The organism is Companilactobacillus nodensis DSM 19682 = JCM 14932 = NBRC 107160, from assembly GCF_000615905.1.
GTDB lineage: Bacteria > Bacillota > Bacilli > Lactobacillales > Lactobacillaceae > Companilactobacillus > Companilactobacillus nodensis.
The window spans coordinates 16,171-39,764 of sequence record NZ_BAMN01000018.1 but is presented as its reverse complement, the minus strand read 5'-3'; the positions used below and the strand labels follow the sequence as shown (position 1 = coordinate 39,764).

Annotated in this window: 21 protein-coding genes and 1 pseudogene; 17 read left to right on the top strand and 5 right to left on the bottom strand. The window is 36.8% G+C overall.

Annotated elements, in window-relative coordinates; translation table 11 throughout:
• Positions 1 to 91: 91 nt before the first annotated feature.
• The 5 genes and pseudogenes from arcD (at position 92) to JCM14932_RS10905 (ending at position 6,498) form a co-directional block, all read left to right on the top strand.
• A pseudogene (gene arcD, locus JCM14932_RS15380) lies at positions 92 to 1,503 on the top strand (arginine-ornithine antiporter).
• Between the two features lie 13 nt (positions 1,504 to 1,516).
• Complete coding sequence (locus tag JCM14932_RS10920; RefSeq protein WP_025024886.1) at positions 1,517 to 2,623, top strand: aminotransferase; 1,107 nt, start codon at positions 1,517 to 1,519, stop codon at positions 2,621 to 2,623.
• Positions 2,624 to 2,676: 53 nt separating this feature from the next.
• Positions 2,677 to 3,618 (top strand): carbamate kinase, encoded by a 942-nt coding sequence (gene arcC / locus JCM14932_RS10915; protein ID WP_025024885.1) that lies wholly within the window; start codon positions 2,677 to 2,679, stop codon positions 3,616 to 3,618.
• Positions 3,619 to 3,871: 253 nt separating this feature from the next.
• Positions 3,872 to 5,566: an arginine--tRNA ligase gene (gene argS, locus JCM14932_RS10910; RefSeq protein ID WP_025024884.1), complete on the top strand. Its 1,695-nt coding sequence runs from the start codon at positions 3,872 to 3,874 to the stop codon at positions 5,564 to 5,566.
• 11 nt (positions 5,567 to 5,577) lie between these two features.
• The gene (locus tag JCM14932_RS10905; protein WP_025024883.1) at positions 5,578 to 6,498 is read left to right on the top strand and encodes a prenyltransferase; all 921 of its coding nucleotides are present in this window, start codon (positions 5,578 to 5,580) and stop codon (positions 6,496 to 6,498) included.
• Positions 6,499 to 6,650: 152 nt separating this feature from the next.
• Here the strand turns inward: JCM14932_RS10905 and JCM14932_RS10900 are convergent, their stop codons facing one another.
• The gene (locus JCM14932_RS10900; RefSeq protein ID WP_025024882.1) at positions 6,651 to 7,541 is read right to left on the bottom strand and encodes an RluA family pseudouridine synthase; all 891 of its coding nucleotides are present in this window, start codon (positions 7,539 to 7,541) and stop codon (positions 6,651 to 6,653) included.
• 88 nt (positions 7,542 to 7,629) lie between these two features.
• On the opposite strand from JCM14932_RS10900, the gene JCM14932_RS10895 reads away from it, so the two are divergent.
• The 5 genes from JCM14932_RS10895 to JCM14932_RS10875 all read left to right on the top strand — a co-directional run bounded on the left by JCM14932_RS10895 (position 7,630) and on the right by JCM14932_RS10875 (position 14,691).
• A complete protein-coding gene (locus JCM14932_RS10895) occupies positions 7,630 to 9,711 on the top strand; it encodes a PBP1A family penicillin-binding protein (protein WP_025024881.1) in 2,082 nt (693 codons plus the stop codon).
• Positions 9,712 to 9,720: 9 nt separating this feature from the next.
• A complete protein-coding gene (locus tag JCM14932_RS10890; RefSeq protein ID WP_025024880.1) occupies positions 9,721 to 10,065 on the top strand; it encodes a YlbF family regulator in 345 nt (114 codons plus the stop codon).
• A gap of 153 nt (positions 10,066 to 10,218) precedes the next feature.
• Positions 10,219 to 11,313: a metallophosphoesterase family protein gene (locus tag JCM14932_RS15375; RefSeq protein WP_235700594.1), complete on the top strand. Its 1,095-nt coding sequence runs from the start codon at positions 10,219 to 10,221 to the stop codon at positions 11,311 to 11,313.
• A 2-nt stretch (positions 11,314 to 11,315) separates the two neighbouring features.
• A complete protein-coding gene (locus JCM14932_RS10880) occupies positions 11,316 to 13,760 on the top strand; it encodes an ATP-binding protein (RefSeq protein WP_025024879.1) in 2,445 nt (814 codons plus the stop codon).
• Positions 13,753 to 14,691 (top strand): 3'-5' exoribonuclease YhaM family protein, encoded by a 939-nt coding sequence (locus JCM14932_RS10875; RefSeq protein ID WP_025024878.1) that lies wholly within the window; start codon positions 13,753 to 13,755, stop codon positions 14,689 to 14,691. Before JCM14932_RS10880 ends, JCM14932_RS10875 begins: the two co-directional genes overlap by 8 nt.
• Before the next feature lie 59 nt (positions 14,692 to 14,750).
• Here the strand turns inward: JCM14932_RS10875 and JCM14932_RS10870 are convergent, their stop codons facing one another.
• From JCM14932_RS10870 to JCM14932_RS10860, 3 genes are all read right to left on the bottom strand, one after another.
• Positions 14,751 to 15,653, bottom strand: a complete 903-nt coding sequence (locus JCM14932_RS10870) for a peptidylprolyl isomerase PrsA (protein WP_025024877.1) — start codon at positions 15,651 to 15,653, stop codon at positions 14,751 to 14,753.
• A gap of 102 nt (positions 15,654 to 15,755) precedes the next feature.
• Positions 15,756 to 16,055: a hypothetical protein gene (locus JCM14932_RS10865; RefSeq protein WP_025024876.1), complete on the bottom strand. Its 300-nt coding sequence runs from the start codon at positions 16,053 to 16,055 to the stop codon at positions 15,756 to 15,758.
• Position 16,056: 1 nt separating this feature from the next.
• Positions 16,057 to 16,485, bottom strand: coding sequence for an HIT family protein (locus tag JCM14932_RS10860; RefSeq protein WP_025024875.1), 429 nt, complete (start codon positions 16,483 to 16,485; stop codon positions 16,057 to 16,059).
• 87 nt (positions 16,486 to 16,572) lie between these two features.
• Between JCM14932_RS10860 and JCM14932_RS10855 the strand changes: the two genes are divergently transcribed.
• From JCM14932_RS10855 to trmB, 3 genes are read left to right on the top strand one after another with little or no spacing between them, the layout of a single operon-like run.
• A complete protein-coding gene (locus JCM14932_RS10855) occupies positions 16,573 to 17,304 on the top strand; it encodes an ABC transporter ATP-binding protein (protein ID WP_025024874.1) in 732 nt (243 codons plus the stop codon).
• Positions 17,304 to 18,533 (top strand): ABC transporter permease, encoded by a 1,230-nt coding sequence (locus JCM14932_RS10850; protein ID WP_025024873.1) that lies wholly within the window; start codon positions 17,304 to 17,306, stop codon positions 18,531 to 18,533. The genes JCM14932_RS10855 and JCM14932_RS10850 overlap by 1 nt, the downstream gene beginning before the upstream one ends.
• Before the next feature lie 5 nt (positions 18,534 to 18,538).
• Complete coding sequence (gene trmB / locus JCM14932_RS10845) at positions 18,539 to 19,183, top strand: tRNA (guanosine(46)-N7)-methyltransferase TrmB (protein WP_025024872.1); 645 nt, start codon at positions 18,539 to 18,541, stop codon at positions 19,181 to 19,183.
• A gap of 16 nt (positions 19,184 to 19,199) precedes the next feature.
• Here the strand turns inward: trmB and JCM14932_RS10840 are convergent, their stop codons facing one another.
• Positions 19,200 to 19,514, bottom strand: a complete 315-nt coding sequence (locus JCM14932_RS10840; RefSeq protein ID WP_025024871.1) for a hypothetical protein — start codon at positions 19,512 to 19,514, stop codon at positions 19,200 to 19,202.
• Between the two features lie 132 nt (positions 19,515 to 19,646).
• Between JCM14932_RS10840 and JCM14932_RS10835 the strand changes: the two genes are divergently transcribed.
• From JCM14932_RS10835 to JCM14932_RS10820, 4 genes are all read left to right on the top strand, one after another.
• The gene (locus JCM14932_RS10835; protein WP_025024870.1) at positions 19,647 to 19,973 is read left to right on the top strand and encodes a thioredoxin family protein; all 327 of its coding nucleotides are present in this window, start codon (positions 19,647 to 19,649) and stop codon (positions 19,971 to 19,973) included.
• A 16-nt stretch (positions 19,974 to 19,989) separates the two neighbouring features.
• A complete protein-coding gene (ytpR, locus tag JCM14932_RS10830) occupies positions 19,990 to 20,622 on the top strand; it encodes a YtpR family tRNA-binding protein (RefSeq protein ID WP_025024869.1) in 633 nt (210 codons plus the stop codon).
• Positions 20,623 to 20,630: 8 nt separating this feature from the next.
• Complete coding sequence (gene murC, locus JCM14932_RS10825; protein ID WP_034543273.1) at positions 20,631 to 21,962, top strand: UDP-N-acetylmuramate--L-alanine ligase; 1,332 nt, start codon at positions 20,631 to 20,633, stop codon at positions 21,960 to 21,962.
• A gap of 189 nt (positions 21,963 to 22,151) precedes the next feature.
• Positions 22,152 to 23,555 carry an MFS transporter gene (locus JCM14932_RS10820; RefSeq protein ID WP_025024867.1) on the top strand — a complete coding sequence of 468 codons (1,404 nt, stop codon included), beginning with the start codon at positions 22,152 to 22,154 and terminating at the stop codon, positions 23,553 to 23,555.
• The last annotated feature ends 39 nt before the right edge of the window (positions 23,556 to 23,594 follow it).

The window sequence follows — 23,594 nt, the reverse complement described above, 5'->3', positions numbered from 1 at the left end:
TTTCACGTAGAGGATTATTGTCGTAATAAGTGCAGTTGGCATGCTTTGTGAACTCCTATTCCAATTCTAAAAATTAGAGAGAATGTATAACATGGAAGAAAAAAAAGGATTATCACTAGGCGCTCTTACAGCTGCCGTAGTTACTAGTTCAATCGGTTCTGGTGTATTTACACTAACTAGTTCATTAGCAGGGGGGGCCGCACCTGGCCCTGTATTGCTAGCATGGGTCGTAGTTGGATTCGGTATTTTAATGCTAGCTATGTCACTAAATAATTTATTATTAAAGAAACCTGAAGCTGAAGGTATTCACGCATATGCTCAAGCTGGATTCGGTAACTTTGCCGGATTCGTAAGTGGTTGGGGATATTGGCTAAGTGCCTGGCTAGGAAACGTTGCCTTCGCCACAGTTTTGATGAGTTCACTTGGATACTTCTTCAAAGTATTTGCTGGCGGACAAAATGTACCATCAATTATTGTCGCAAGTATCGTTTCATGGATTTTGACATATATCGTTAACCGTGGTGTTGAATCAGCTGCGGCTATGAATACGATCGTTACTATTTGCAAGTTGATTCCTCTATTTGCATTTATCATCGTTGCTATTTTCGTCTTCAAAGGCGGAATGTTCACGGCTCACTTCTGGAGCAATGTTGCTTCTAGTGTAGCCGGCGGTGACAACACTTGGACACAATTCAAATCATGTTTAATGATCATGATGTGGGTGTTCGTTGGTGTTGAAGGTGCAAGTATGCTTTCATCACGTGCCGAGAGTAAAAAAGACGCTGGTAAAGCTACTATTATTGGTATTATCAGTTTGTTAGTAATTTATGTATTGGCATCAGTTTTACCTTATGGTTACATGACACAAACAGAATTGGCTAAAATCAACCAACCTGCTATGCTTTACATTTTCCAAGATATGGTCGGAAAATGGGGCGGTATCTTTATCGCTGTCGGTTTGATTATTGCTATTTTAGGTTCATGGTTATCATGGACAATGCTACCAGCTGATACAACAATGCTTATGGCTGAGGAAAAACTCTTGCTTCATACTTTGGTAAGAAGAATAAGAATGGTGCACCTACATTTTCACTTATCTTAACTGCAGCACTTATTCAAATTTTCCTATTTATTCTCTTGTTCTCACAAGAGGCTTATAACTTTGCCTTATCACTATGTACGGCTGCTATCGTTGTTTGTTACATTTTCGTTGGTTTGTTCCAAATCAAGTTCTCATATCAAAATAAAGATATGAAACAAATGTGGATTGGTATTTTCGCAGCTGGCTTCCAGATCTTTGCTATTATCTTGGCCGGTGTTCACTTCTTGATGCTTGTATGTATTGGATACATTCCTGGAATTTACTTCTATTACAAAGCTAAGAAAGAATTCAATATTGATGGCGGAAAGTTAACTAAAGCTGAAGTTATTTACTCAATTCTTCTTGTTATCTTTGCTGTCGCAAGTATTGTTATGGTTGCAACTGGAAAAGTTTCAATTTAGGAGAGTGTAAAGAATGAAAATACCTGAATTTGGTGTCGAAGGTTGGCTCAACGTTCATGAACGTGAAGCTAAGTATGATTTGGCTCAAAGTACGATCACGTCATTCTCGATGAACGAATTAGTTAAGTTAACTGATTCTGATGTTTATGGCGAATTAGATCAACAAAAGATGAACTATGGTTGGATCGAAGGATCACCAACCTTTAAAAAAGAAGTAAGTAAGTTATACAAGAACGTTGACCCCGACAACGTTTTACAAACAAATGGTGCTACTGGTGCCAATATGTTGGCCATCTATTCATTAATAGAGCCAGGAGATCACGTTATCAGTGTTTATCCAAGTTACCAACAACTATATGACATTCCTAAGTCATTGGGTGCTGATGTTAGTTTTTGGAAGCTACACGAAGAAGATAACTGGTATCCAGACATCGAAGATTTGAAGAAGATGATTCGTCCAAATACTAAGATGATCTGTATTAATAATGCCAACAACCCAACTGGAACAATTTTGGACCGTAAGTTTATGGAACAAGTTGTTGAAGTTGCTAAGACCGTTGGTGCTTATGTTCTTGTGGATGAAGTTTATCTACCATTTGATGACTCAGTTGATTTTGCCCCAATCATCGATTTGTATGACAAGGGTATCTCAACAAATTCATTATCTAAGACATATTCAATGCCTGGTATTCGTGTTGGTTGGACTGCAACTAACAGTGAATTAGCTGATTTATTCAGAAAGTATCGTGATTACACGATGATTTGTTCTGGTGTCTTCAGTGATCAAGCTGCTTGTGTTGTATTGCAAAATAGAGACAAGGTTCTTGCTCGTAACAAGAAGATCGTGCTCGATAACTTGAAGATATTCAAAGATTGGGTTGAACGTACTCCTAAGGTTAGTTGCGTATTTCCTAACGGAGTTTCAACATCATTTATCAAGATGGACACAAAGAAATCTAGTATCGACTTTTGTCGAGATCTATTGAAGGATACTGGTGTGCTATTAGTACCTGGTGAAGCCTTCGATGTTCCTGGCCATGCCAGATTAGGTTACTGTGCACCAACTGAGACCCTTAAAAAAGGTCTAGAAGTTTTAGGAGACTATCTAGAAAAGAATTAAGAGTGAAAACTCTATCATAAAAAATCAATTAATTTCTGAGGAGAGATTTTATAATGACAAAAGAACGTATAGTAGTTGCATTGGGTGGAAACGCCATTTTAAGTTCAGACGCTAGCGCAGAAGCTCAACAAGCCGCTGTAAAGAAGACTTGTGAATCATTAGTAGAATTCGTTAAGAATGGTCAAGAATTGATCATAACTCACGGAAATGGCCCACAAGTTGGTAACCTATTATTACAACAAGCTGCTGCTGACAGCAAAAAGAACCCTGCACTTCCACTTGACACATGTGGTGCCATGACAGAAGGTAGCATTGGTTACTGGTTCCAAAATGCTATGAAGGAAGTTATGTTGAAGAACGGTATCAACAAACAAGTTGTTACTTTGATCACACAAACAATCGTTGACAAAAACGATCCAGCCTTTGGCGATCCTTCAAAGCCAATCGGTCCTTTCTACAAGGAAGAAGAAGTAGCACAACTTAAAGCAGATCACCCAGACTGGAGCATCATTGAAGATGCTGGCCGTGGATACAGACGTGTAGTTCCATCACCAAAGCCTGTTGAAATCAATGAATATCCAGCTATCAAAGCTATTGCTGAAGCCGGCGTAATTCCTATCGTTGCCGGTGGTGGTGGTATCCCTGTTGTTAAAGACGGAGACCAATTGATCGGTAAAGAAGCCGTTATTGACAAAGACTTCGGTGCATCAAAGATTGCTCAACTTGTTAATGCTGATAAGTTGATCATCCTTACATCTGTTGGTGGAGTATTCTACAACTTTGGTAAGCCTAACCAAGAAGAAATCTTCGACGTTACAGCTGACGAAGTACAAGAACATATCGACCGTAATGAATTTGCTAAGGGTAGCATGATGCCTAAGGTTAAGGCTGCTGTTAGCTTCGTTCAAGCAACTGGCAAACCAGCTGTTATCGGTGCTCTAGAAGATGTTAAAGAAATCATCGCTGGAGATAAGGGAACTGTTATTCACAAATAAGTATTGTTATTGTGAAAATTATGTGCTATCATGTTTTTGCAAAAGAAGGATTAATTAGTCGGTAGATTCTAAGCGAGATCAGGCATTGGTGAGAGCTGATCGATTCGAAGATTAAGTCGCACTTTCTTTACATTTAAATAAGTAAATTAATGAGTGGATATTAATCAATTAGAGTGGTACCGCGGGAAATCTCGTCTCTTTCAATGAAGTAGTTTATTGAAAGAGGCGTTTTTTTTATCCAGAGGAGGAAAATATGGATTCAAAGAAATTAGTAGTTGATGCATTACTTAAGGTTTTACCTGATGAAATAACAGAAGAGCAAGTACAAAAATTAATTGAAAAACCTAAGACATCAGATTTGGGTGATTATGCTTTTCCAACGTTTATCTTAGCTAAGTCATTACACAAGGCTCCAAACATGATTGCTGAAGATTTAGTTGGTAAGATCGATCAAGCTGGATTTGAAAAGGTAGTTAATACAGGTGCATACATTAACTTCTTCTTGGATAAGAGTTCGTTCTCAAATGACGTATTACACGCTGTTATCAACGATAAAGCAAACTATGGTAACCAAGATGAAGGTAAGGGCAGAAACGTCCCTATCGACATGTCATCACCTAATATCGCTAAACCTATGTCAATGGGTCACTTGCGTTCAACAGTTATCGGTAACTCAGTTGCTAAAATCGAAAAGAAATTAAATTATCAACCAATTAAGATCAATCACTTGGGTGATTGGGGTACACAATTTGGTAAGTTGATTGTTGGTTATAAGATGTGGGGTTCAGAAGCTGACGTTGAAGCTGATCCTATCAACAACTTATTGAAATATTATGTTCGTTTCCACAAGGAAGCAGAAGACAAACCAGAACTTGACGATGAAGCGCGTGCTTGGTTCAAGAAGATGGAAGATGGCGATGAAGAAGCTCTTAAGTTATGGGCATGGTTCAAGGACTTGTCACTTAAAGAATTCAACCGTATCTATGCTCGTTTAGGTGTTACTTTTGACCACTACACTGGTGAATCATTCTACAATGACAAGATGGATGCCATCGTTGATACATTGAGAGAAAAGGGTCTATTAAAAGAAAGTCGCGGTGCTGAAATCGTTGATCTTTCAGACCATGATCTATCGCCTGCCTTGATCAGAAAAACTGATGGTGCAACATTATATATCACTCGTGATTTGGCTGCTGCTAAGTATCGTAAAGATACATTCGACTTTGTTAAGTCACTATATATTGTTGGTAGCGAACAAAGTGAACATTTCAAGAAGCTTAAACTCGTATTGAAAAAAATGGGTTATGACTGGTCAGACGATATTACACATATCGAATTCGGACTTATCACAACTGGTGGTAAGAAACTCTCAACACGTAAGGGTAATGTTATCTTGCTAGAAGGTGTTCTACAAGATGCTGTTGATCTAGCTAAGAAGCAAATCAACGAAAAGAATCCAGACCTTAAGAACAAAGACGACGTTGCTGAAGCAGTTGGTGTCGGTGCGGTTGTCTTCCATGATCTTAAGAATGAGAGACGTGATAGTTTTGACTTTAACCTTGAAGAAGTTGTTCGTTTCGAAGGTGAAACTGGTCCTTACGTTCAATATACAAATGCCCGTGCATTGAGTATCTTGAGAAAAGCCGCAAACCTTGATTATGCTGATGCAGACGATTTGTCACTAGCTGATCCTGAAGCATGGGATACAATCAAGTTGCTACAAGAATTCCCAGCAGTTATCAAGCGTGCTGGTCGTATCTACGAACCATCAGTAATTGCTAAGTATGCATTGAAACTTGCTAAGAGCTTCAACCAATACTATGCACACAGCAAGATTCTTAATGAAGACGCCGGCTTGAATGCAAGATTAGCTCTTGTTAAGTCAGTAACAACAGTTCTTCAAGAATCACTAAACTTATTAGGTGTTAAAGCACCAGAAGAAATGTAAGGTAGCGTGACTTGAATCGAAAACTATTTGTTGAGTTATCTGAAGTAAAAACTACAGTTCTCGATCTTGCGTGGTTTATTCTTACTATAAGTTATGCATATTTAAAATTTAATACCTTCGATTTTATCAATGGCATACTAGGATTTATTGCAGTTATATTTATTCATATAATTATTAATTTTCACAATAACTATATGGATTATAAGAACTCAAAGGATTTAGAGTATCGTCAAAAAATCAGCACTATCGGTATTAATCGTGAATCACTGGCAGTAGTCAAAAAATGGATGTACGGTTTGACCATTTTTCCATTAATAATCGGAGCTTTCCTAGTATACAGAACCGGATGGCCGATCATGGTGATCGGGGTCATCTGCATCGGTATCGGTCTATTATACTCAGGAGGTCCGAAGCCACTCAATTCAACAATGTTTGGAGAAGTAGTGGTGGCTATTGCCATATCCATTCTGATTCCCTTGACTTATTCCTACTTGGGATTGGTTGGAACTGGAAACTTTGATTCTAGCTCGGCAATCGATATTGTGATTATCTGCTTGCCAAATACATTTGCAATCTTTGCCGCACAATTGTGTAACAACACTTGTGACATAGAATCAGACATAAAAAATGGCCGTCATACGTTGGTTTACCACATTGGAAAAACTAATGCATTGAGTTTATTCAAAGCCAGTTGGGCCTTGACCTTCCTGTTGATACCCATACTAGCTTTGTTACAAGTAGTACCTTACGTTACATTGTTAGTGTTACTACTATATCCTGCAATTTGGGATAAGTTCCATCCTTATCTGAAGGAACAAGTTAAAACGCAAACTTATCCTTTAGTTATCAAAGCTGTAACTCAATTAGTTCTAACATATATATTCCTAATCGCTGTCGGGGCGATTATAAATAAGATAATGTCATTACTGTAGTTGCAACTCCTCAGAAAGAGTCCTAAAAAATCACTCCTAAAACTTCTTTCTGAAATAAACAAAAAAAGAAGTCAACTGATCTGTCGGGGATCGGTTGGCTTCTTTTGTTTTGTCAGAAAGTGTAAAAAATCACTCCTAAAACCTCTTGTCGCTCAAAATTCATTGGTAATGAAGTCGGTCATAAAGTCGGGTAGATCGGCTTCAACCGTCTGAATGTCGTCTGAAAATGGCGTAATAAAATTTAATTCATGAGCGAACAACAATAGATTACCATTTTTTGGCTCAGGATTGTAGAGTAAATCGTTAACTATTGGCCATTTTTTGTAACTTAAGTGCACTCTTAGTTGATGAGTACGTCCAGTTAGTAGGTTCAGTCGCAATAAAGCATATTTTTTATTTTGTTTTATGACTTCGTACTTAGTTATAGCTATTTGACCATCTGGGCGAACCATTCGCTTTCGTTTGTCATTTGGGTCCAATCCGATTGGATCATAAATGGTTCCAGACATTTCAGAAATCGGTTGATTCAATTTCACAATGGCCAAGTATTCTCGATGAAGTGTTTTGGAACTTAGTTGTTGATCGAAGATCGGGACTAGATATGGCGTCTTAGAAATTAACATTAAGCCACTTGTTTCCATATCGATACGGTGAACCATATATGGATGTGCGTGTGGAGTCAAGTAGGTTTCAACGTCGTTCATCAATGAATCATCTTCGGTTTTGAGATTGGGATGAGACTTTATACCAGCTTTTTTGTTAACAACGATTATATCGTCATCTTCATAACAAACTTCCACTGGATGATGCCCAGGTAAGTAAGTTTGATTTTCAGAACGAGGTGGGAAATTAAAGTTTAAAGTAATAATGTCGTTATTTTTTACGATCGTATTGAAAGGATGATATGTTTCATTGATCAATACATCATGTTGGATCCTAAAAAAGTGTTGCCATTTTTTGGGAATTAACCATTTTTTTAACAATTCTCGAATAGTAATATTGGATTCGTTTTGGCTCAAATACTTGATTTGGCGACGATACATTGATTAATGTCTCCTTAAGAATTTTTTTGTATTTCAATTATACCCATGTAATGTGATAAAATTTACTTTTATAGCAGAGGTATTAACAATGAATAATAATAATGGTTTTTGGGATTGGTTAAAACCAAAATTACAAATTGCTTGGGCTTTTATTAGGAAGTACTGGAGAAGATTCCAACTTACACGTTGGTTGATCTTACTTTTCCTAACGCTAGTTTTAGTTTTGAGTACTATTTGGACTTATCAAGCTAAAACAGCAAACGTTGAGGATCTGAAATCTTCACTGCAAACAAAAACAACAGTGTTAGATAAAGATAATGATGATGCTGGTGAACTGTATGCCAGCAAAGGTACATATGTAAGTTTAGACAAGATTTCTGAGAATATCCAGAACGCGGTTATTTCAACCGAAGATAGAACGTTCTGGACTAATCCAGGATTCAGTATTAAGGGATATGCTAGATCGGCTCTTGGATATTTGATTTATCATCACATTACTGGTGGTGGTAGTACATTGACACAACAATTGGCTAAGAATGCTTTATTGACACAGAAACAAACTCTGGCACGTAAAGGGGAAGAACTATTCTTGTCGATTGAGATCAATCGAGTTTATTCTAAGAAGACGATTCTGACGATGTATTTGAACAATACATACTTTGGTAATGGTGTCTGGGGTGTCCAAGATGCCTCGGAGAGATACTTTGGTAAGAGTGCCAGTGAATTGAACGCTGGGGAAGCAGCCGTGTTGGCAGGTACTCTTAAAGGTTCCACTATGTACAATCCAATTGATAACATGGATAACTCTAAGGCTCGTCGTAATTTGGTCTTAGATCTGATGGTCGAGAATAACAAATTAACGTCGTCACAGGCTAGCTATTACAAGAGTCAACCTATTACATTGAGTAATAATTATAATGGTGGTAATTCTTATAAATACCCATCATTCTTTGATTCTGTTATCGCTGAAGCTGTTGATAAATACGGCATTAGTGAAGATGATATTTTGAATAAGGGTTATAAGATCTATACGACACTTGATCAAAGTATTCAAAGATCCATGGAGAATTCTTTTGACAATAATTATTTATTCCCAGCTAATGCAAGTGATGGAACTGCAGTTCAAGGTGCTTCGGTTGCTATCAATCCATCTAACGGTGGGGTATTAGCAGTTGTTGGTGGTCGTGGAGAACATACCTTCAGAGGTTTCAATCGTGCCACGCAGATGAAGCGTCAGCCAGGATCGACTATTAAGCCATTAGCAGTGTATACACCAGCAATCGAAAATGGCTATAGTTATGATTCTGAATTACCGGATCAAGTTACTAGTTTTGGTAAGAATAAGTATACGCCGACGAATGCTGACGGGTTGTATCAAGATGAGATTCCGATGTATAAGGCTTTGGCACAAAGTGAAAACGTTCCGGCGGTAGCTTTGTTAGATAAAATCGGAGTGAAAAAAGGTGTATCTTCAGTTGAGAATTTTGGTATCAAGGTACACAAGAATGATCAAAACTTAGCTTTGGCATTGGGTGGATTGGAAACAGGTGTTTCACCGCTACAAATGGCACGCGCCTATACAGCCTTCGCTAATGAAGGTAAGTTATCAGATACACACTTTATTCGTAAGATCGTTGATTCGACTGGAACGGTGATCGTTGATAACACAAGTAATTCTACTAAGCAGATCATCAGTAAAGATACTGCTAAAGAAATGACTAGTATGATGCTTGGGGTCTATAACGAGGGTACTGGTAAGACTGCCAAACCGAGTGGTTATAAGATTGCCGGTAAGACGGGTAGTACCGAGGTTCCTAGTTCATACGGTTATGCCGGTACGAAGGATCAATGGATGATCGGCTATACTCCAGATATTGTTGTTGCCAGTTGGATCGGTTTTGATAACACGGATAAGAATCATTTCTTATATGGGGTGAGTGAGAATGGTGTTGCTTCACTATTTAAGAGTGAAATGACGAATATCCTGCCGTATACAGATCAAACCAGCTTTGGTGTTAAGGATGCTGCAACTATTGCGACTGAAGACAGTAATAGTGACAATAATAATGGCAGCAACGATATTGTTAAATCTTTCCAAGATGGAGTAAATAACGTTAAAGACAAGGCTTCGGAATGGTATAATGATGTTAAGAATTTTTTTGGTCAGTAGGAGGACTGTATGAATATTTATGATAGCGCCAATTCACTAGAACAAGATTTGAGAAAGACAACAGAAGTAGCTGATCTCAAGATTGCTTTTGAGGCTGTTAAGGCTAATGATTTGGCTTTCAAACTTTTTGATAAGGTTCAAAACAAACAATTTGAACTTCAACAAAAACAAATGCAAGGTCAAGAAATCACTGATGACGATATCGAATCAATGCGTCAATTGACAGATCAACTTCAAAACTATGATGAAATCAAGAACTTGATGGATAAAGAACAAAAAATGAATTCTATGATGGAAGAATTGAACAAAATCATTTCTAAGCCAATCGCAGAAATCTATCAAGATAACAAATAATTAATAATTATTAAAAAAGGAGCTGAGACAGTTAATGTCCCGGCTCCTTTTTGTAAAGAGGAGATTCAATGAAATTTATACATGCTGCTGACCTGCATCTAGATACACCATTTGTTAGTATTAGTAATTTTTTCTAATTCATTGCAGGAAGATTTGAAGAAGTCCACGTATACCGCTGCAGACAAGGTTTTTGCAACAGCAATTACTGAGCAAGTAGACTTTGTGATTCTTGCCGGGGATACATATGATAATACTGAGCGAACGCTATCGGCTCAAATCTATTTGCAGGAACAGTTCGAAAGACTTAGAAAAAATGGAATCAGAGTTTATTTAGTTTACGGTAATCATGATTATTATCGTAATGATTTTTCGGTTATTAACATGCCAGATAATGTGACAGTATTTGGAGGTGAAATAACGACTTCTGAAGTCACCGCCAGCGACGGTCAACGTGTTGGGATTACGGGATTTAGCTATTACCAGAACCATATCAGTGATGATATGGTCGCAAGTTATCCTACCCGTGGCAACTATGATTATCAAATTGGAATTTTACATGCCGGAATCGGCGATGGTAATTATGCGTCTTTTACGGTCAATGAATTATTGACCAAGGGATATGATTATTGGGCTTTGGGTCATATTCACAAACGTGAGGTGTTACATCAGAATCCAATGATTATCTATTCTGGTGATACTCAAGGTCGCAATCAAAATGAATTAGGGACCAAGGGTTTTTATTTGGTAGATGTTGCGAACGGGACAACAAATACGAAATTTGTTCCCAGTTCAGTATATGTGTGGGAGTCAGCACAAATTGATGCAAATGAATCTGATACGATCAACGGTTTGTTTGATAAGATCACAAGTACCTTAAGTAGATATAATAATGTTGAAGCCAAGCATTTGGTGACTCTAACTATAAATGGTTCACAAAATCTGGATGAGAATGTTATACGATCAATTGATCGTAATGAACTTTTGAATCATTTTGCTGCAATGAATTCGAATACGATTTTGTATAAGGTCTATACGAAATTTGATCGAAAATCGCAATTAGTCGGAATAGATCAGAAATATTGGGACGAAAGTGAAAAGAATGTTTTTGATCTTAATGATATTAAAGATATGGACAATCGCTTGTTTGGTGAAGAGGTTATCCGCCAGCATATTGATAGTCCAGATTTTGTTGAACATATCAAAGAATTGACCAAAAATACAATTAATAAAAAATACATCGGAGACTGATCGTGAAATTAACTAAAGTTAAGATATACGGCTTCGGTAAGTGGTCCGATGTCGAATGGAATTTTAATAAAGATTATCAAGTTATCTATGGACAGAATGAAGCTGGTAAAACAACATTACTGACATTTATTCAGAGTGTATTGTTTGGTTTTGCATCTGCGCGTGGGGATGAAAAGTTTCAACAATATAAGCCTAAGAATGGCAGCAATTATGGTGGAGAGCTGCAATTTGTCGATCAAAATAATGTTACTTGGATCGTTAGACGAGTCGATGGTAAAAATGGCGGTGATTTAACTCTTTATCGTGGGACTCAACAGGTTCCTGAATCATTGATGACTCGAATAACTGGGGGATTCACCAAAGAGGATTATGTGGGCAGCCATGTATTGAACGATACAAGCATTATGTCGATCTATAAGTTGAATGAGGAACAGCTAGAAACCGAAATAATGGCCGTAGGAGCTGTCGGAAGCAAGGAATGGTTGATGACCGCTGATAACCTAGAAAAGTCTAGTGAGGTGGTCTACAAAGCACGTGGACGTAAACAACCGTTAGTGGAACGGATGGAAGAGCACGATAAGCTGATGAAACGTAAGTCAGAGTATGAAAACCAGCAGGTTGCTTATAAAAAAGCTAGTGCAGATCTGGAAGCAGCAAAGCAAGAATATGATTCCAACACTCAAAAACTAAATGTGATCACGAAACAACAAAGTGAACTGGCGAATCTGAATAAACAATGGCCTAGGTTTGTATCCTATCGAGAATTGAACCAGGTGGATGTCAGCTTAAGTAACCCTATTTCTCGTAACGATTGGGATCAGAGCTTGCAGCTTGAGCAAGAATTAAGAACATTGAAGCAAAACATGGAAAGTATTAATTTGTCCAAACTTGATGATGAAGATGAAGATTTTCGTGATTATTATCAGGCCAATAAAGATGATCTTGATTATTTGAATGCGCAAAAGGGTAATATTAGTGATTTACAGTTCCAACAAAGGAACCTCAATCAGCAAATAAATGATAATGATACTAAAATAGATAATCTATATGCTACAAATAGAAACTTGAAAGACAATATGCAATTGTTGACGGAAGATGAATTGGTGCAGTTAAATACGCCAAAGACTAATTCAGATAACAGTCATAATTTAAATTGGCCGATCATCGGCGTGTCACTAGTTGCCTTAGTTTTGGCAACTTTTACGTCTGGAGCGTTGAGAATTGGTGCAGGATTAGTTTTTGTAGCGGGTATTCTGTATGCCTGGCATGAGAATCAACAAGTTGATGAACCGGAACAAGATAATAATTTGGAATTTTTAGATAAAAAAAGTTATAACGGATTATCAGTCTCTGATATACAAGCGCTACAAAATGTTATTAGACAGCTACATGATTTGAATTCCGAACAAGATCATTTGGAGAAATTACTGCATTCAACTGAGGCAAACCTTGATCAGTGGAAATCACAACTCAATAATTTTGGATTGTTGGATTCGTCTGATAATTTGGCTGAGAATATTGAACATTATTTTGCGCGTTTGAGTTCTATCAATACTAAATCGGAATTGATAGAAAAGAATAATCTTGAGAATAAGCAATCACAACAAGGTAAGTTGAATCGAATATCTGATTTACAAGTTCAGCTTAATAATATTTTGAAACGATATTCTGTGGATTCAATGGATGGTCTTATGAAACTGCATAGTGAACAATTGCAAAAACGCGGTATTGTTAATAAATTAGAACAAGACCGGGAGATACTGGGTAATGATGTTGATTTGCTAAATAAGTTCAGTAATGAGATGGAGTTGCAAAGTAAATTAAGATCTGTGGATCAAGAGTTCAAATCACTTTCCCAACAAAACAATGACCTAAATCGTCAAATTGGATCAATAAAGACAAAACGTGAACAAATATTCAATAATACTGAATATCAAAAATTGGTTGATGACATCGCACAGAATGAAACTGATATGATAGAGTTGTATGATGAATGGTTGGCTGATAAACTTGCTAGCAAGTGGGTTCATTCAATGCTGGATCTAGCGACTGAGAATCGATATCCTAAGATGTTGAAGCGAGCTACGCATTATTTTAATTTATTGACAAATGGTAATTATATCGATATTTTGTTTGATTCAAGTAGTTTGAAGTTAACTCGTCATGATAAGGTTAAATTTGATGTCCATGAGTTATCGAAGGCGACAACAGTACAGTTATATATCTCTTTGCGTTTGGCATTTGTGATTGAAATATCAGATTTGATAGATTTACCAATATTAGTTGACGATGCTTTTGTGGATTTTGATAAAATAAGAACAAATAGTATTTTTGATTTGATCAAGGAAGTTTCAACAGATAATCAAGTTATTTATGTTACTGCTAACTTGAATGCGGAATTGCCTAAGGATCACGTTATTAATTTAGAGGAGGTAAGCAATGACTAAGAAAATTATTGATTATAAGAATGGCGAGCCAATGAGTTTGGAAGCAATTATTAAGAAGTCAGACTTCCGGTTAGCCAAAAATGGTAAGAACTTTTTATCATTGGTTTTTGAGGATAAGTCAGGACAAATTCCTGGTAAGTATTGGGATGCTAAGGAAAATGATGCAGAAACTTACAAGGTAGGAACGGTCGTACAACTTGACGGTAAGAGGGATGTTTACCAAGGTAAACCTCAGGTCATCATCAATCGTCTGGGTGTATTAGATTCTGAAACTGTTGATATGTCGCAATTTGTTCAAACTGCGCCAATCAAGCGCGCCGACATGGAGAACGAGTTCGAGGATATTTTCTTGGAAATAACTAACGGTGCTTGGAATCGTATCGTTAGATACTTGTTTAAGAAGTATCATGATAAGTTCTTTACTAGTGCGGCGGCTAAGAGTAATCATCATGACTTTCAAGGTGGACTAGCTTATCACACGTTGAGTATGGTTCATTTGGCGCAAAAGATTTCTGATCAATATCCACAGATCAATCGTGCATTGCTGATTGCCGGAGCATGTTTACATGACTTGGGTAAGACAATTGAGTTATCTGGTGGATTGGATATTGAATATACTTTTGAGGGCAATATGTTAGGTCATATTACAATTATCGATGAAGAAATCGTCAAGGCTGCGACAGATATGGATATCAGCCTTGATTCAGAAGATATGATCTTGTTGAGACATATGGTCTTGTCTCACCATGGATTACTAGAATATGGATCACCTGAGCGTCCTAAGTTGTTAGAGGCTGAAGTGTTACACGGAATCGATGAAATGGATGCAAGTATCAATATGATCACTAAGGCCTTGGATAAGACTGAGAACGGTAAGTTTTCTGAACGTATTTTTGGCTTGGATAATCGTTCATTTTATAAACATAGCTAAAATTAGACATAAAAAAAGAGCTCGATTTTAAAAAATCGAACTCTTTTTAATTTGCTTAATTATTTTTTAGCAGAGCTTGATGATGAAACATATCCTGAAAGAACATCTTTCAAATCGCTATCCTTGATGGATACATCAGCTTTCTTCAATACCTTAGAAATAACTTTTTGCATTACAGTTGAATCTTGCATCCAGCTAGCATAAATCTTAGATTTAAGTTCAGCTGTGTGGTCACTCATCTTACCCTTTGAAGGTTTCTTATCAAGTTTGATGATGCTGTAACCATAGCTAGTTTTAACTGGTTCTGATGAATAGTCGCCAACTTTTTCAAGTTTGTATGCGGCTGTCTTGAAGTCTGAATCAACACTAGTACTGTCGTTATCGAATGCAGGCATCTTGCCGCCGTTACTCTTTGTGGCATTATCTGTTGAATATTTCTTAGCTAGTTTTGTGAAATCTTCACCATTTTGAAGTTTTGTAATAACTTCTGTGGCTGTATCTTTCTTAGCAACTAAGATTTGAGAAACAGTGATCTTAGGTTGATATGATTTCCATTCTTTTTTAAGTTGAGCATTTGAAACTGACTTATTCTTCTTCAAAGCTACCTTTGTAAGAAGGTTAGTACGAATGTTCTTCTTGAATTGAGCAGTAGTCATACCGTTTTGTGAAAGAATTGAGCTGAATGAAGAACCATATTGGCTCTTGTACTTGTTGAATTCTTTGTCAACTTGCTTCTTAGAAACATCTTTACCATATTGATTCTCTAGGGCATCGGTAATGATCATTGTTTGAAGTGTTTGCTTACCTGACGAAGAACTCTTCATTTCCTTGTAATATTGTTCTTCGGTGATTTTGCTACCCTTAAGTGTAGCAACTGTCTTGTTACCAGAACAACCAGCAACAACTGTTACCATCAATAGGCCTGCTAATGCTAGGACCCATTTTGTCAAACGTTTGTTCATCCTTTACACATCCTTATTTAATATGTCTTCAATTGACAAGATTACCATAAAACAATGGAAATAGTTAATTTATTGATGAAAAAATCACAAAAAATTCATAAATTAGTTACTAATATCTTTGAATTCTTCCAAATTACTCTGCATTTCTGAAACTGATGATTTTAAGTTTTCAACGGCAGGTGCGATGTCTTCCGCGTAATTTGTAATATCAGACTGAAGTCCGGAAAGAACTCCGGGAACGATAGACGCATTGTCTTTAAGTTCAACTAATGTATTCTTTAAATCTTTTATATTGTGGAATAAGTTGGTACTATTATCTACAGATGCATTTTTTTGTGATTGGAGCATTTCTAGTGCTGCACCTGAAATTGCACCAATAATAAATCCGCTAAAAAATTTCATCTTAGTCCTCCAAATGTTGTTTGATCGAATCAGCACGTTTTTGCAATTCTTCGTTAGAGGCCTTGCCAGTGTTGTCGCCCCAAGTCATTGAGAAGTCATCATCCTTGGAGTAACGAGGTACTAGATGGAAGTGTGAATGCATAACACTTTGGTATGCAATTTCACCATTATTTTGGCAAATGTTCATGCCGATAATATCAGGATTAGAATCTTTGATTGCACGAGCAATCATTGGGATTTTCTTGAATACTTTTTGAGCTAGTTCTTCGTCGTATTCGAAAATATTTTGGACATGTTTCTTAGGTACCACCAAAGTGTGACCAGGAGTTACTTGAGAAATATCGAAGAATGCCTTAATGTCGTCATCCTCATAAATCGTAGTGCTAGGAATTTCGTTATTAATTATTTTGCAAAAAATGCAGTCGTCCATATAAAAATCTCCTTTCAAAAAACATTAATATTAATTATCATGCTATCATAATTAGGATAGTAAAAACAGAATAATAGGTGGTTTACCATGACTTTAGAGATAAAAGAACTGACCGGTGGATACGGTCAAGTTTCAGTTTTAAAAAAAGAAACTTTTACAGTTGAAGACGGACAAGTTGTTGGATTGATTGGGCTTAACGGTGCCGGTAAATCAACAACTATCAAGCACATCATTGGACTATTGACGCCACGTGGTGGACAAATTCTGATCGATGGGATGAGTCTGCACGACAATGTTGAAGCATATCGTAAAAAAATTGCTTATGTTCCCGAAATGCCAATTTTATATCCTGAATTAACATTGAAAGAACACATTGAAATGACGATCATGGCGTATGGCTTGGATCATGATAAAACTTGGGAAAATGCCAATGAATTGTTGAAGACCTTCAGACTTGATAACAAGTTGGATTGGTTCCCACAGAACTTTTCAAAGGGTATGAAGCAAAAGGTTATGATTGTTTGTGCATTCATGACTAATGCCAGATTGTTCATTATTGATGAGCCATTTACTGGCCTTGATCCTTTGGCAGTCAATGATTTGTTAAATATTGTTGAAGCTAAGAAAAAGTCTGGATGTTCAGTTTTGATGTCAACTCATGTCCTGGCTACTGTTCAAAACCACGCTGATAAGTTTGTGTTGCTTAATCATGGACAAGTTCGTGCTGATGGAACTTTGGATCAATTAAAAGATAAGTTCGATATGAAAGATGCCAATCTTGATGATATCTACATTAAGATGTCAAATGAGGATCTCTGATGAAAGAACTTTGGAAAAATAGATTAAGAAGACATCAAATCGATCAATTCAAATATTTAAGATTAATTTTTAACGATAATTTTGTGTTAGCGTTTATCGTGTTGATAGGTGCATTAGGATTCTGGTACTCCAACTTTTTGGGAACGATCAAACATGAGTTGTTATTAGGTAAGCCAGTGGTTATTTTGATTTTGTTCTTGATAGCTCAAGTCGGTAGGATCGCCACTTTACTGGAAGAGCCAGACAGTACGTTCTTATTAGTAAAAGAAAAAGAATTTTATCAGTATTTCAAGTCAGCATTGAACTATAGTATTGCGTTACCAGTAGTAGCAATCGTGATCGTTAATTTCTTATTGTCACCATTTGCGTTTACTGGAGCAGGACTGAGCATCATGGATATATGCCTCATTGCTGCCGGGTTAGTATTCTTCAAATTAGCATTTTTGAATGTTGAAATGTTCAAGATCTACGGTCGTGAACAAGTGTCAGGAATGAATTTAAAATTATTACTTAATATATTTTTGATAGTTTCTTTAATAATTTCTGTATACTGGTTTAGTCCGGTTATTTTGGTGGTAGGATTGATTGCCTTTGTTGGCGCACAAATTAATAACAAAAAAATCTGTGAATCAGGGCAAATGCAATGGCAGCAAGCTATTTCTGATGAGAATCAGAGAATGTTTAGAGTTAAGAGATTTTATAATTTATTCACTGATGTACCGGGTGTTAATAGTAAGATCAAGCGTCGTAAGTGGTTGGACTTTGTTTTCAATGGAATTAAACCAGTTCAAAAGAACACGTACTTGTACTTATTTGCACGTGGATTCGTACGAAACAATGAATACATCGGATTATTCATGCGTCTGACTATCATTCAGACAATCATGTTAGCATTGATCGATAATTTCTATATTTCTTTGATAGTAGAAATGCTATTCATATATTTGGTAGGTTTCCAATTGAAGCCATACTTCAAAGAAGTGATGCTGAACATGATGCAGCGTCTATATCCAGTCAGTGGTAAGGACAAAGTTAATGACTTCACCAAGCTTAGCGTATTTGTGTTGTGCATTCAGTGGGTCATCAGTGCCATTGCAATTTTCTACAAATTCGGTCTGAGTGTTAATAGTTTAGTTATTATTGTCGCCGGACTTGCGGTATTATTATTTGTTGGCTATTTTTACATGCCAAGACAACTTAAAAAATATTTAGATAACGGAGCGTATTAGATTTTATGAGACTTAGAAACAAACCTTGGGCAAAAGACATGATTAATGACAACTTGGATTTGATTGCTGTTCAACCCGAGAATATGGCTGGCAAGTGGCAAGATAGATTTGAAAAGTCACAACCATTGTTCCTTGAATTAGGTTCAGGTAAGGGTGGATTTATTACTGAATTGGCCAAGCAGAACCCTCAGAATAATTATGTGGCGATGGAGGTCCAAGAGGGCGCCATTGCCTTGCTACTAAAAAAGCAAGTTGAGAATAAACTTCCCAACTTGCAACTATTATTAGCTAATGGTGCTAACTTGACTGACTTGTTTGCTGAAGGTGAAGTCAGTGGAATGTATTTGAATTTTTCCGATCCATGGCCTAAGACACGCCATGAAAAACGTCGCTTAACTTATAAGTCATTCTTGGAGCAATATAAGACCGTCCTAAAGGATGATGGTTATATTCAATTCAAAACTGATAATCAAGGATTGTTTGAATACTCGCTTGTCAGCATGAATAACTTTGGAATGAAGTTTGATGAGATTTCACTTGATCTTCATAACAATGAAGAATTGAATGAGACCAATATTCCGACTGAATACGAAGAAAAGTTCAGCAAAAAAGGCTTCAGGATTAATTACCTGAAAGCCCAATTTAATTAGTTATTTTGTTTTATTATTATTGAACCTTTTTGATGTTAAGTAATTCGCCAGTGACAGCATCGGCGATAAAGTGATATTGAGCTACGTCAAAGTCGTCCATTGTTGTAACGCCACCGACGATACCCCATGAAGCTTGACCATTAACATTTACACGTTGATAGAAGGGTTCAACCCATGAGCCGATAACTTTGCTATCTTCGCCAAGAACGGATTTAACTTTAGCAATGATCTTTTCACTATCTAGGTGATGCTTTACCAAAACTGTAGCAGCTGCTCCCGCAACAAGTGCTGTACCTGCAACTAGTACTGAACCGATACCTTTTTTACTCATAATAAAATCACTCCTTGATGTTTGTTTTAATCATATATTAACACTATTATATATTAATTCCCTAGCTAAGAACATTTAAATTGACCCATTGAGCAAGAAAAAGTATCTTAATAATGAGAGGTGATATAAATTATGAAAAATATTGAAGATTATGAAACAAAAGATTGGCATGAAGTCACTAAAGAAGGCAAGTTTATTTTGTTCTTCCACGCAGACTGGTGCCCAGATTGCAAGTTTATTGAACCCAAGCTACCAGAACTAGAAAGCGAGTATTCAGACTTCGAATGGATCAGCTTTAACCGTGATAATAACATGGAAGTTGCTCAAGAATTAGACATTATGGGAATTCCTAGCTTTGTTATTATTGAAAATGGTAAAGAAATTGGTAGACTAGTAAATAAAGATCGTAAAACTAAAGAAGAAGTTGAGACCTTTATTAATTCTGTAGTAAATAAATAATTTGAGTGAGGAAATAATGCTATTAAGTTTTTATAATCCAGACGTCTTAGGTGACGTCCTAATCGTTGAGCTAGCAGATGATGCTGGTGTTACACAAGCAGTAGACAAAAAAGATAGTGTTGTAAGAATATATAATGATGAAACTAATGAAGCCATTGGTTTCAATTTTTTTGGTCTAGCCAAAGAACTTGGATTGGATGCTAAGGGACAAGTATTCCTTAACGCTGATCAAGTTTCATTGCTTAATCAAAAGATTTCTGCAGCCGGCTTTTCTGACACACTAGAAGTTGATGACAAGCCAAAGTTTGTGATCGGTCATGTTGATGAAATGACAGAACATCCCGATTCAGATCACTTGCACATCACACAAACAGACGTTGGTTTGGACAAACCAGTCCAAATCGTTTGTGGTGCACCAAATATTGAACAAGGACAACTAGTTGTAGTAGCATTACCAGGTGCAGTTATGCCCACTGGTAGTGAAATTTGGCCAGGTGAACTACGTGGAGTGGACAGTTACGGAATGATTTGTTCAGCTAAAGAGCTGGGAATTCCTAACGCACCAAAGAAACGTGGTATTTTAGTTCTTGACGAAGGTGCCGCTGGACAGGCATTTGATTTTGAAAAAGCAGAAAAAATGTTCAATTAGGAGTAATCATGGAAAAAACAGTCTATCATTTCGTTGGTATTAAAGGTACAGGAATGAGTGCTTTGGCACTTATCTTGAAAGATTTAGGATATGAAGTTCAAGGTTCAGATATTGATAAATATACATTTACTCAAAGAGGACTTGAACAAGCAGGCATTAAGATCATGCCATTTGATGAAAAGAATATTCATGAAGGTCTGACGATTATCAAAGGTAACGCCTTTGATGATGACCAAGTTGAAATCAAAAAGGCTAATGACATGCACTTGCCAGTCGTAACTTATCCACAAATGGTTGGTAAGTTGGTTTCACAATATACTTCGATCGGTATTGCCGGATCACATGGTAAGACAAGCACAACGGGTCTTTTGGCACATACACTAAGCGGTATTGCTAAGACATCTTATTTGATCGGTGATGGTACTGGTAAAGGTGAAAAGGACGCTAAGTTCTTTGTCTTCGAAGCTGATGAATACCGTCGTCACTTCTTGGATTACTCACCAGATTATTTGATCATCACAAACATTGATTTTGATCACCCAGATTACTTCTTCGGTGGAATCAATGATGTTGTTGATGCCTTCGAGTCAGAATCACGTAAGACTAAGAAGGGTATCTTCATCTGGGGTGAGGACAAGCATGCCAAGTCTATCAAAGCCGATGTTCCAATTTACTATTATGGTTTGGATGAAAAAGACGATATCCGTGCTACAAACATTAAGAGAACCGTAAAGGGTTCATCATTTGATGTTTCTATCAAGGGTGAGAATATCGGTAATTTCGAAATTCCATTGTATGGTGAACATAATGTTCTTAATTCACTTGCCGTCATTGGTGTTGGTCACATGGAGAATCTTGACCACGCGTTGATCAATAGAGAACTACAAACATTCGGTGGTGTTAAGAGACGTTTCAGTGAAAAGAAAGTTGCTGATATGGTTATTATTGATGACTACGCTCACCATCCACAAGAAATCAAAGCAACAATTGATGCTGCTAGACAAAAATATCCTGACCGCGAAGTCATTGCTGTTTTCCAACCACATACATACACTAGAACATTAGCTCTAATGGATGACTTTGCTAAGTCATTGGATCTTGCCGATAAAGTTTACTTAACAAATATCTTTGGTTCAATTCGTGAAAAGCACGGAGATATTACAAGTAAAGATTTGGGCGACAAGATTCACAAGGGTGGAGAAGTTCTTACACTCAAAGATATGTCACCATTATTGGATTATCATAATGCGGTTATTATCTTCATGGGTGCCGGAGATGTTCAAAAATATGAAACTGCTTATGAACAAGTGTTGAGTACTTTGAATCCTAATCAACAATAAGAGATAATGAAGAAAATAGAAAAATTGTGTATTTAGGTCTTTGGCAAATTTTTTTGTTAAACTAAAGTAATATTTGCTCGAGATTAATAAATCTCAATTTAATTTTTATATAACTGTAACGGAGGTATCGTTGATTTCAGCGGTATCTCTTTTTATTTGTTTTGAAATTATAGAAGTGAGGAATTTAACGTGGAAAAAGAAGTAAATACACGTGTGAAATTATCAATTTTGGCGGTTGGTTTACTGTCGTTTGTCAGTATCTTAGTTGAAACGTCAATGAATGTTACTTTTCCAACTTTGACAAAAGAATTGAATGTCAGTTTGGGAACAGTTCAATGGCTTACGACTGGATATTTGTTATTAACGACGATTATTATGAGTACAACCGCCTATGTACTGAAAAAATTTGATCCACTGAAAATATTTAGCTTTGCTGTAATATTTTGTTTTGTTGGATCGATAACTTGTTTGGTTGCACTCAATTTTCCAGTATTGTTGTTTGGTCGACTATTACAAGCGGTATCTGCAGGGTTATCTATTCCGTTAATGTTTGATCTTATCTTTGAAGAAGTCCCAGGAACGAAGATCGGTGTCTATACTGGTTTTGCTAGTATCATTGTTTCTTTAGCGCCAGCACTTGGACCAACTTACGGTGGAATCGTCAGTGGAATCTGGTCGTGGCGTGGAATATTTATTGGTGTGATTCCCTTAATTGCTCTTGTAGCAATTCTCGGTTGGTTTACCATTCGCGGCACCGCTCGTGGAGTAGAGGGTATTGACTTTGATTATTTGAGTGTTGTTGGTTTAGCAGTTATTTTCTCGATGATTCTATTTACCTTCGATCAAGCTGGAAGTTATGGTTGGTTCTCAAGCCAATTTATGATTTGGATTGTGATCACGTTGATTTTGCTTGGAATATTTGCTTGGTATAATTCCAGGACTAGTCGTCAATTGATCGACTTTTCTATTTTGAGAAATTCAGTTTTGAGATTAAGATTACTTGGCTATTTTGGACTTCAGTTTATTAATATTGGATTGTCGTTCTTATTGCCAATATTCGCACAGACTGTTTTGAAGTTAGACACCAGTCATGCAGGAATTATGTTGTTACCAGGTTCATTATTAGGCGCTTTGGTAGGTCCATTTGCCGGAGCATTGTACGATAAGAAAGGACCAACGATTCCAATGGTGTTGAGTGGAATATTAGTCACTTTAGGTGCTGGATCATTTTTTGTACTGAGTGATGATCTATCATTTATTTCAATTATTATTTTGTATTCAATTTTGAGAATCGGTTTTAACTTTGGATTTGGAACATCGTTGTCTGACGGTAGTCTTCAAGTTCAAGGCCGTAAGAAGTCTGATCAAAATTCATTATTTAGTATGATGCAGCAATATGCGGGTTCATTAGGTACTAATGTTTTGTCTGTAGTTATTTCAGCTGTTGCAGTTACTAGCGGAACTAACAGTAATGTGGTCAATACGCTTACCGGTACCAGAATTGACTTTGCATTGCTGACATGTTTATCATTATTAATTTTAGTTTCATCAATTTATGTTGCAGTTAAGTATCCTGAGAAAAGTCTAGATTAGTTCTAGGCTTTTTTGTTTCAGTTAATGCAACAACTGTTA

What these genes read in the sequence shown, in the direction of transcription:
- JCM14932_RS10920 (WP_025024886.1), top strand. Translation starts at nt 1,517, where the DNA reads ATGAAAATACCTGAATTTGGTGTCGAAGGTTGGCTCAACGTTCATGAA.
- arcC (WP_025024885.1), top strand. Translation starts at nt 2,677, where the DNA reads ATGACAAAAGAACGTATAGTAGTTGCATTGGGTGGAAACGCCATTTTA.
- argS (WP_025024884.1), top strand. Translation starts at nt 3,872, where the DNA reads ATGGATTCAAAGAAATTAGTAGTTGATGCATTACTTAAGGTTTTACCT.
- JCM14932_RS10900 (WP_025024882.1), bottom strand. Translation starts at nt 7,541, where the DNA reads ATGTATCGTCGCCAAATCAAGTATTTGAGCCAAAACGAATCCAATATT.
- JCM14932_RS10895 (WP_025024881.1), top strand. Translation starts at nt 7,630, where the DNA reads ATGAATAATAATAATGGTTTTTGGGATTGGTTAAAACCAAAATTACAA.
- JCM14932_RS10890 (WP_025024880.1), top strand. Translation starts at nt 9,721, where the DNA reads ATGAATATTTATGATAGCGCCAATTCACTAGAACAAGATTTGAGAAAG.
- JCM14932_RS10875 (WP_025024878.1), top strand. Translation starts at nt 13,753, where the DNA reads ATGACTAAGAAAATTATTGATTATAAGAATGGCGAGCCAATGAGTTTG.
- JCM14932_RS10870 (WP_025024877.1), bottom strand. Translation starts at nt 15,653, where the DNA reads ATGAACAAACGTTTGACAAAATGGGTCCTAGCATTAGCAGGCCTATTG.
- JCM14932_RS10865 (WP_025024876.1), bottom strand. Translation starts at nt 16,055, where the DNA reads ATGAAATTTTTTAGCGGATTTATTATTGGTGCAATTTCAGGTGCAGCA.
- JCM14932_RS10860 (WP_025024875.1), bottom strand. Translation starts at nt 16,485, where the DNA reads ATGGACGACTGCATTTTTTGCAAAATAATTAATAACGAAATTCCTAGC.
- JCM14932_RS10855 (WP_025024874.1), top strand. Translation starts at nt 16,573, where the DNA reads ATGACTTTAGAGATAAAAGAACTGACCGGTGGATACGGTCAAGTTTCA.
- JCM14932_RS10850 (WP_025024873.1), top strand. Translation starts at nt 17,304, where the DNA reads ATGAAAGAACTTTGGAAAAATAGATTAAGAAGACATCAAATCGATCAA.
- trmB (WP_025024872.1), top strand. Translation starts at nt 18,539, where the DNA reads ATGAGACTTAGAAACAAACCTTGGGCAAAAGACATGATTAATGACAAC.
- JCM14932_RS10840 (WP_025024871.1), bottom strand. Translation starts at nt 19,514, where the DNA reads ATGAGTAAAAAAGGTATCGGTTCAGTACTAGTTGCAGGTACAGCACTT.
- JCM14932_RS10835 (WP_025024870.1), top strand. Translation starts at nt 19,647, where the DNA reads ATGAAAAATATTGAAGATTATGAAACAAAAGATTGGCATGAAGTCACT.
- ytpR (WP_025024869.1), top strand. Translation starts at nt 19,990, where the DNA reads ATGCTATTAAGTTTTTATAATCCAGACGTCTTAGGTGACGTCCTAATC.
- murC (WP_034543273.1), top strand. Translation starts at nt 20,631, where the DNA reads ATGGAAAAAACAGTCTATCATTTCGTTGGTATTAAAGGTACAGGAATG.